We start from the raw sequence: 6,618 nt of genomic DNA, 5'->3' as shown, positions 1-6,618 counted from the left end.
AAAACGGCGCACGTCCTGTGCGCCGCCCTCCGGGTCTCCGCTTGACCGGCAAAGCGGCAAAGCGGCAAAGCAGATCAAAATCTCGGCAACGACAACGGCAACGGCAACGGCAACAGCAACAGCAACAGCAACTGTTACAGCCACAACCGAACGCGACGGCCGCACAAAGAAAAAAGGCCCCGCCGGAGCGAGGCCTTGGAAACTGTCCGATTCGATCGGGCCAGCCATTGCCCTCGAGGGGCAACGCAATCAAACCACCGGAGCCACTTCGGACGCTTGCGCGCCCTTCGGACCCTGGGTCAGCTGGTAGCTGACGCGCTGACCTTCCTGCAGACTGCGAAAGCCTTTTGCGTTGATCGCGGAGAAGTGCACGAATACATCCGCGCTGCCATCTTCGGGAGAAATGAAACCGAAGCCCTTGGCGTCGTTGAACCACTTCACGGTGCCGTACTGCATATCCTTATTGACCTCATGCTGGATGCGTTGACGTGCGTCGTCGCTATGTGTGCCACGAGACGCATTGCGAGTATGCAAACTGTGCCGGTGGATGACAACGGCTCAGCGTGACCACATCCATCACGTAGTCCGCAGGGAAAACCGGCCACGCCCTATCGGCGGGATTCGGTTTATGCGACTCCTATCACCTATCGAGCACGGCGCTCAGCAGCGCCGGCAACCCGGCGGAGGCCGCCGCGACGTTGTCGAGCACATCCTGCAGGGTGATCACTTCGTCCGGATCGGGCCCCGCGCCGGCGGCCCAGTTGGCGACGATGGCCAGGCAGGCGTAGTCGAGGCCGAGTTCGCGCGCGAGGCCGGCTTCGGGCATGCCGGTCATGCCGACCAGGTCGCAGCCGTCGCGGCGCATGCGCACGATTTCGGCGCGAGTCTCCAGGCGCGGGCCCTGGGTGGCGCCGTAACAACCGCCGTCGACCAAGGCCACGCCGGCGCTCTGCGCGGCGGCGATGACGGCCTGGCGCAAGCTGCGGGTGTAGGGCTCGCCGAAATCGACGTGCAGCACTTCGGTGCCCGGTTCTTCGCAGATCGTCGAAATGCGGCCCCAGGTGTAGTCGATCAGCTGATCCGGGCAAGCCAGCACGCGCGGCCCGAACCGTTCGGTAATGCCGCCGACCGTATTGAGCGCAAGCACGCGCTGCGCGCCGAGGGCCTGCAACGCGGCGAGATTGGCGCGGTAATTGACCTGGTGCGGCGGCAGCGAATGGCCTTCGCCATGGCGCGCCAGAAAGGCCACACGGCGGCCGCCGAGCAGGCCTACCCGGATCGGACCCGACGGCGCGCCGTAGCGCGTCACCGGCTGGTGCGACTCGACATCCTGCAGCTCGGCGATGCGGTACAGGCCGGTGCCGCCGATGACCGCCAGGTCGATTGCCAGATCGCTCATCTCAATCCTTCAGTGCGTAGATCGCGGGCAGGTTGCGGCCCTGCTCGTGGAAATCCATGCCGTAGCCGAACACGTAGCGGTCCGGCACTTCCACCCCTACGTAATCCGCGCGCAGGCCCTCGACGCAACGGTCGTGCGCCTTGACCGCGAGCGCGGCGATGCGCACTTCCACCGCCCCCTGTTGCAGGCACCACTCGCGGATCGCATGCAGGGTGTGGCCTTCGTCGACGATGTCGTCGGCGAGCAGCACGCGACGGCCGCGCAACGGCGTCGCCGGACGATGCTTCCAGACCAGTTCGCCGCCGGAGGTCGCGCCGCGATAGCGCGTCGCATGCAGGTAATCGAATTCCAGATCGAGCCCGCGTGCGCCGATCTCCATCGCCAACTGCGCGGCGAACGGCAGGCCGCCGTGCATGATCGTCAGGTACACCGGCACGCTGCCGGCATAGTCGTTGCGGATCTTGCCGGCCATGCGGGCAATTTCGCGCTCCAGGGTGCCGCGATCGAAAATCAGCTCGGCATCGGCGAGCGCCGCGGCCAGGTCGTGCGAGGTCATCAAGCCAATCCTTCCAGACGGTGGCGGGTTTCGCCGTAGCGGGCATCGGCGATCAGGCCGTCCCAGCCCATGGCGCCGCGACCGATCAGGCCGGTCAGCGCCGCGGTGTTGAGGCGACGGCCTGCGACCGCCGCCAGCGATTCTTCGACCAGTTGCGGGTGGCAGACCAGGACCACGTCGCAACCGGCGTCCAAGTGCGCATCGATGCGCGCCTTGATGCCGCCGACCGAGAACGCGGCGGCCATGCCGATGTCGTCGCTGAAGACGACGCCGCGGAACTGCATCTCGCCGCGCAGGATCTCCTCGATCCAGCGCCGCGAATAGCCGGCCGGTTCCGGCGCGACCGCCGGATACGACACATGCGCCATCATCACCGCATCGGCCTTGGCCTCGATGCCGGCGACGAACGGAATCAGGTCGGTCGCACGCAGTTCCTCGAGGGTGCGCGGATCGATCGCCTCGTCGAAATGGGTATCGGCCAGCACCGAGCCGTGGCCGGGGAAATGCTTGAGCGTCGCGGCCATGCCGCGCGCGTGCATGCCGCGGACGTAGGCGGCGGTGAATTCGGACACGACCTGCGGGTCGGCGTCGAAGGCGCGATTGCCGATCGCCAGATTGCCGCGTCCCAGGTCGACCACCGGAGCGAAGCTCAGGTCGACGCCGCTGGCCTGCACCTCGCTGGCCATCAGCTGGGCATGCTCCTCGGCCAACTTGAGCGCCGCCTCGCGGTCGCTGACATAGAGCCGGCCGAACACGTCGAGCGGCGGCAGCGCGCTATAGCCCTCGCGGAAGCGCTGCACGCGCCCGCCTTCCTGGTCGACGCAGATCAGCTGCGGACGCGGCGCGGCCTCGCGGATCGCCGCCGACAGCTCGGCGACCTGGGCCCGGGAGGCGAAGTTGCGGCTGAACAGGATCACGCCGGCGCAGGCATCGTGCTGCAACCAGTCGCGCTCCTGCGCGGTGAGTTCGGTACCGGCGACGCCGATCACGAGCATGCGGAACTCCAGGAAAGAAGGCGGCGCTGGCTGCGCCGCGGCCATTGTCTCGCAGATGGCGCGACAGGCGTACCCCGCCCGTCTCCGGCCCTTCAGGCGGCGCCAGGCGCCAGGCGCGGGGCTCAGGCGGCGCTGCCGTCGCGCTCGGCCGGGCTCCAGCGCGCGTACGGCCGGGTCGCCAGGGCCAGGTTGTAGTAGCGCGCCGAATCGGTGACCTCAGCGCCGGCCCAATCGGGCCGGGCGAAGTCGGCCTCGGCGTGCTCCAGCTCGATCTCGGCCACCACCAGGCCGGCGTTGTCGCCGAGGAACTCGTCGACTTCCCACAGGTGCCCCTGGTGTTCGACGTAGTGACGGCGCTTGTCGATCATGCCGCCGACGCAGAGCGCAAGCAGGCTGCGTGCGTCCTCGACCGGGATCGGATAGTCGAACTCCTGCCGCGTGTGGCCGAGCTCGCGCGACTTGAGGTTCAAGAACGCCTCGTCGCCGGCGATGCGCACGCGCACCGAGGCCTTCATCGCTGCGGCGCCCGCGACCGGCGCATCCATCGCCGCCAGATCGTTGAGATAGCCCTGCGCCATCGGCACGACTTTGTGCGCAGCCGTGCGCCAAGCGTCGCCGACCACCAGGAATTTGCGTTCGATTTCTATAGCCATGCGCCATTATGACGCAGCCGCTGGATGCGGTCGCGCGCTTGCGTACACTGCGCGGTCCGCGGGCGCCGCCCGCCACTCCCGAGTTCCGCACGGATGCCTATCATCGCGCTCACGTCCCGCCTGTTGTGTCTCGCCCTGCTGTCCGCTCCCGGCGCTGCGTTCGCCGCCGACGCCGCGCTCAGCCTGGATGAAGCCAAGGCCGCCTTCCGCCTCGCCATCGATGCCGAAATCAGTAAGCAAGCGAGCAAGCCATCGCCTTCGCTGCTGGTCGCGACCATGCTGGAATCGATGAAGATCGCCGCGGTGCAAGGCTGCCAGCCCTTGGACGCGGCCCAGACCACCTGCATCCTCAGGATGGAAGGCAGCATCGGCGACAACTACACGGCCCTTCGTTTCCGCCGCGACGGCGCGCAGTGGCGCGTGGTCGAAGAGAAGGACATCGATGCGCCACAACCGACGCTGGCGCGGGCGCAGGAACTGGTGCGCGAGCACTTGGCCCATCTCGGCGGCCAGGAACAGGACCCGAAGACCGCGGCGCAATTCAAGGAATTCGCCGCCACTCTTACCGTCACCGCGTTGGAGTCGTGCAAGCTCGAGCGCGATAGCGATGCGGTGGAGTGCCATGCCGAGCTGGATACGCCGAGCCAGGGCAAAGGCTCCAAGCCGCTGCGCTTCCGCCTGCAGGGTGCCGATTGGTCGCTGCTGCCGGAGTGATCCGGCGAGTGCGCGCGGCACAGGCCTCAATGGCAGCGCGCAGATTCTTGAGAGATGGCGGTCGCGGCTTGCGCCGCTCCTACCCTTAGGGCAGCGGCGCAGTCTCGCAGATGCCGGGCAAGCCGGGCTTCGCGCTCAGCGCGGCTCGAACATCGCGATCGATTCGACGTGGGCAGTGTGCGGGAACATGTCCATCACGCCCGCGGCACGCAGTTTCCAACCCTTCTCGCGCACCAGATAGCCGGCGTCGCGGGCGAGCGAAGCCGGGTGGCAGCTCACGTAGACGATGCGCTTGAACTGCTTCAGCGGCAGCTGGGTCAGGACGAAATCGGCGCCCGAACGCGGCGGATCGAGCAACAGACGGTCGAAGCCTTCGCGCATCCAAGATTCGCCGCTGAGGTCTTTGCTCAGATCGGCGGCATGGAATTGCGCATTGGCCAGGCCGTTGTGTTCGGCATTCTCGCGAGCGCGACGCACCAGACCGGCTTCGCCTTCGACGCCGACCACTTCGCGCACCGTGCGCGCCAAAGGCAGGGTGAAATTGCCCAGGCCCGCGAACAGATCGAGCACGCGATCCTGCGGCTGCGGTTCGAGCAGGTCGATCGCGTGCTGGATCATGTGGCCGTTGAGGCCGGCATTGACCTGGATGAAATCGAGCGGACGGAACTTGAGTTCGAGGTTCCACTGCGGCAGCGAGAACGCGAGCTTCGGCTCGGCCGGCCACAGCGCGTGCACGCTGTCGATGCCGCCGGGCTGCAGGAACACGGCGAAACCGTGGGCCTGGGCGAAGGCGACGATGGCCTCGCGATCGGGTTCGGACAGCGGCGCAAGATGGCGGAAGGTCAGCGCCACACCGGTGTAGTCGGGCGTGGGATCGCCGGCGATGAACTCGACCTGCGGAATCTCGCGACGCGCCTGCAGGCCGTCGATGAGATTCGCCAAGGCCGAGATCCTGTCGCCGATCAGCGGAATCACGGTCTCGCAGCGGGCGATGTCGGCGACGAAGCGCGGGTCGTTCTCGCGGAAGCCGACCAGCGTCTTGTCCTTCTTCTCGACCCGACGCACCGAGAACCGGCCCTTGCGGCGATAACCCCAGGCCGCATCGGTCAGCGCCGGCAGCACGCGCTCGGGCACGACGTGGCCGATGCGTTCCAGGTTGTCCATCAGCACACGCTGCTTGGCGAGGATCTGCTTGTCTTCGGCCAGGTGCTGCAAGGCGCAACCGCCGCAGACGCCGAAATGAGCGCAACGCGGCGCGACCCGGTCGGGCGCGGCTTCCAGCACTTCCAGCGTCACCGCCTCGTCGAAGCTGCGCGAACGCGCGGTCTGCTTGGCCATGACGCGTTCGCCCGGCAAGGCGCCGGCGACGAACACGGCTTTGCCGTCGGGACGCCGGGCGACGCCGCGGCCGTCATGAGTGAAGTCGGTGATCGCGACTTCGAAGGGGATTTGATCGATGCGGGCCACAGCTGCTGGCAGGAATCAAGGCCGGCTATTGTCGCATTTTCGGGAATCGGGAATCGAGAATGGGGAATCGTTGAGAGCAAGGCCCCTCCAGAAAGCAAAAAGCCCGCCTGACGGCGGGCCTTTGCTTCTAGCGATTCCTCATTCCCGATTCCCGATTCCCGATTCCCGGCTAAACGCTACTTCTGCTTCCAGCCGCCGCCGGCGTCCTGGTACCACCAGCCGCCTTTGGCGCTGTCGATCCACTGACGGGCGAACACCTGGCGGATCTGCGCTTCCCATTCCGGGTGGCCGTTGGCGACGGCGATTTCGCGATACACCGCGGCCGAATCGCGGCCCTGGTCGGCCACCGCCTGATTGACGGCGACGCGCTCGGCGAGCGGGATCTTGGAGGCGTCGCGCACGCTGACGGTGCCGCTGTTGGTGAAGCCCAGCGCGCCGGAGTCGAAATGCGCGCGCAACTGGCCGTCGAAACGCGAGGCCATGCGCGACTGGATCGCCTGGATCGCCGGGGTCTTGATCGAGATATCCGGCGACTGCGCCTGGGCGCTGCCGATGCCGACCAGCGACCACCAATCGACCCGGCCGGCCAGCCGGTCCAGTTGCAAGGCCGGACGCTCGAGCGAAGCGCTGCCGCCGGGCTTGCCGGGCTCGGCCTTGGGTTCGGCCGGCATCTCGCCGATCACCTTCTCGACGAATTCCTTGGCGGCTTCCTTGGCCTCGGCGGCCGGGAAGTAAACGTTGATCGTGACGCAAGCCGTCAACATCACGGCGGCGACCGGTATTCCCATCCAACGGCGCATGAGCGGGTCCTTTCGGTTATGCGCGTCCTGCGCG

9 protein-coding genes are annotated in these 6,618 nt (G+C 67.2%); 1 reads left to right on the top strand and 8 read right to left on the bottom strand.

The genetic code is table 11. The annotated features are described in order from the left end of the window. From EX88_RS27220 to EX88_RS0119565, 6 genes are all read right to left on the bottom strand, one after another. Positions 1-228: hypothetical protein (locus EX88_RS27220; RefSeq protein ID WP_235186358.1), on the bottom strand; the 228-nt coding region annotated here is incomplete at its 3' end. A gap of 21 nt (positions 229-249) precedes the next feature. Further along, positions 250-456 carry a cold-shock protein gene (locus EX88_RS0119585; protein WP_031373678.1) on the bottom strand — a complete coding sequence of 69 codons (207 nt, stop codon included), beginning with the start codon at positions 454-456 and terminating at the stop codon, positions 250-252. Between the two features lie 184 nt (positions 457-640). Further along, positions 641-1,399 carry an S-methyl-5'-thioinosine phosphorylase gene (locus EX88_RS0119580; RefSeq protein ID WP_031373677.1) on the bottom strand — a complete coding sequence of 253 codons (759 nt, stop codon included), beginning with the start codon at positions 1,397-1,399 and terminating at the stop codon, positions 641-643. 1 nt (position 1,400) lies between these two features. Then, on the bottom strand, positions 1,401-1,955 hold the full coding sequence (locus EX88_RS0119575; RefSeq protein ID WP_031373676.1) for a hypoxanthine-guanine phosphoribosyltransferase: 555 nt from the start codon (positions 1,953-1,955) through the stop codon (positions 1,401-1,403). Then, complete coding sequence (gene nagZ, locus EX88_RS0119570; RefSeq protein WP_031373675.1) at positions 1,955-2,950, bottom strand: beta-N-acetylhexosaminidase; 996 nt, start codon at positions 2,948-2,950, stop codon at positions 1,955-1,957. Before nagZ ends, EX88_RS0119575 begins: the two co-directional genes overlap by 1 nt. Positions 2,951-3,072: 122 nt before the next feature. Beyond that, complete coding sequence (locus EX88_RS0119565) at positions 3,073-3,603, bottom strand: CYTH domain-containing protein (RefSeq protein WP_031373674.1); 531 nt, start codon at positions 3,601-3,603, stop codon at positions 3,073-3,075. A gap of 93 nt (positions 3,604-3,696) precedes the next feature. Here EX88_RS0119565 and EX88_RS0119560 point away from each other — a divergent pair, with 93 nt between their 5' ends. Next, complete coding sequence (locus EX88_RS0119560) at positions 3,697-4,317, top strand: hypothetical protein (protein WP_031373673.1); 621 nt, start codon at positions 3,697-3,699, stop codon at positions 4,315-4,317. A 135-nt stretch (positions 4,318-4,452) separates the two neighbouring features. Here the strand turns inward: EX88_RS0119560 and rlmD are convergent, their stop codons facing one another. Both rlmD and EX88_RS0119550 read right to left on the bottom strand, forming a co-directional pair. Further along, on the bottom strand, positions 4,453-5,796 hold the full coding sequence (gene rlmD / locus EX88_RS0119555) for a 23S rRNA (uracil(1939)-C(5))-methyltransferase RlmD (protein WP_031373672.1): 1,344 nt from the start codon (positions 5,794-5,796) through the stop codon (positions 4,453-4,455). Between the two features lie 164 nt (positions 5,797-5,960). Next, entirely contained in the window at positions 5,961-6,584 is a 624-nt protein-coding gene (locus EX88_RS0119550; protein ID WP_031373671.1) for a YdbL family protein, read from the bottom strand. Between the last annotated feature and the right edge of the window lie 34 nt (positions 6,585-6,618).

The organism is Lysobacter antibioticus (assembly GCF_000731095.1).
Lineage (GTDB): Bacteria > Pseudomonadota > Gammaproteobacteria > Xanthomonadales > Xanthomonadaceae > Lysobacter > Lysobacter antibioticus_B.
This window is presented reverse-complemented; position numbering and strand designations above follow the sequence as displayed.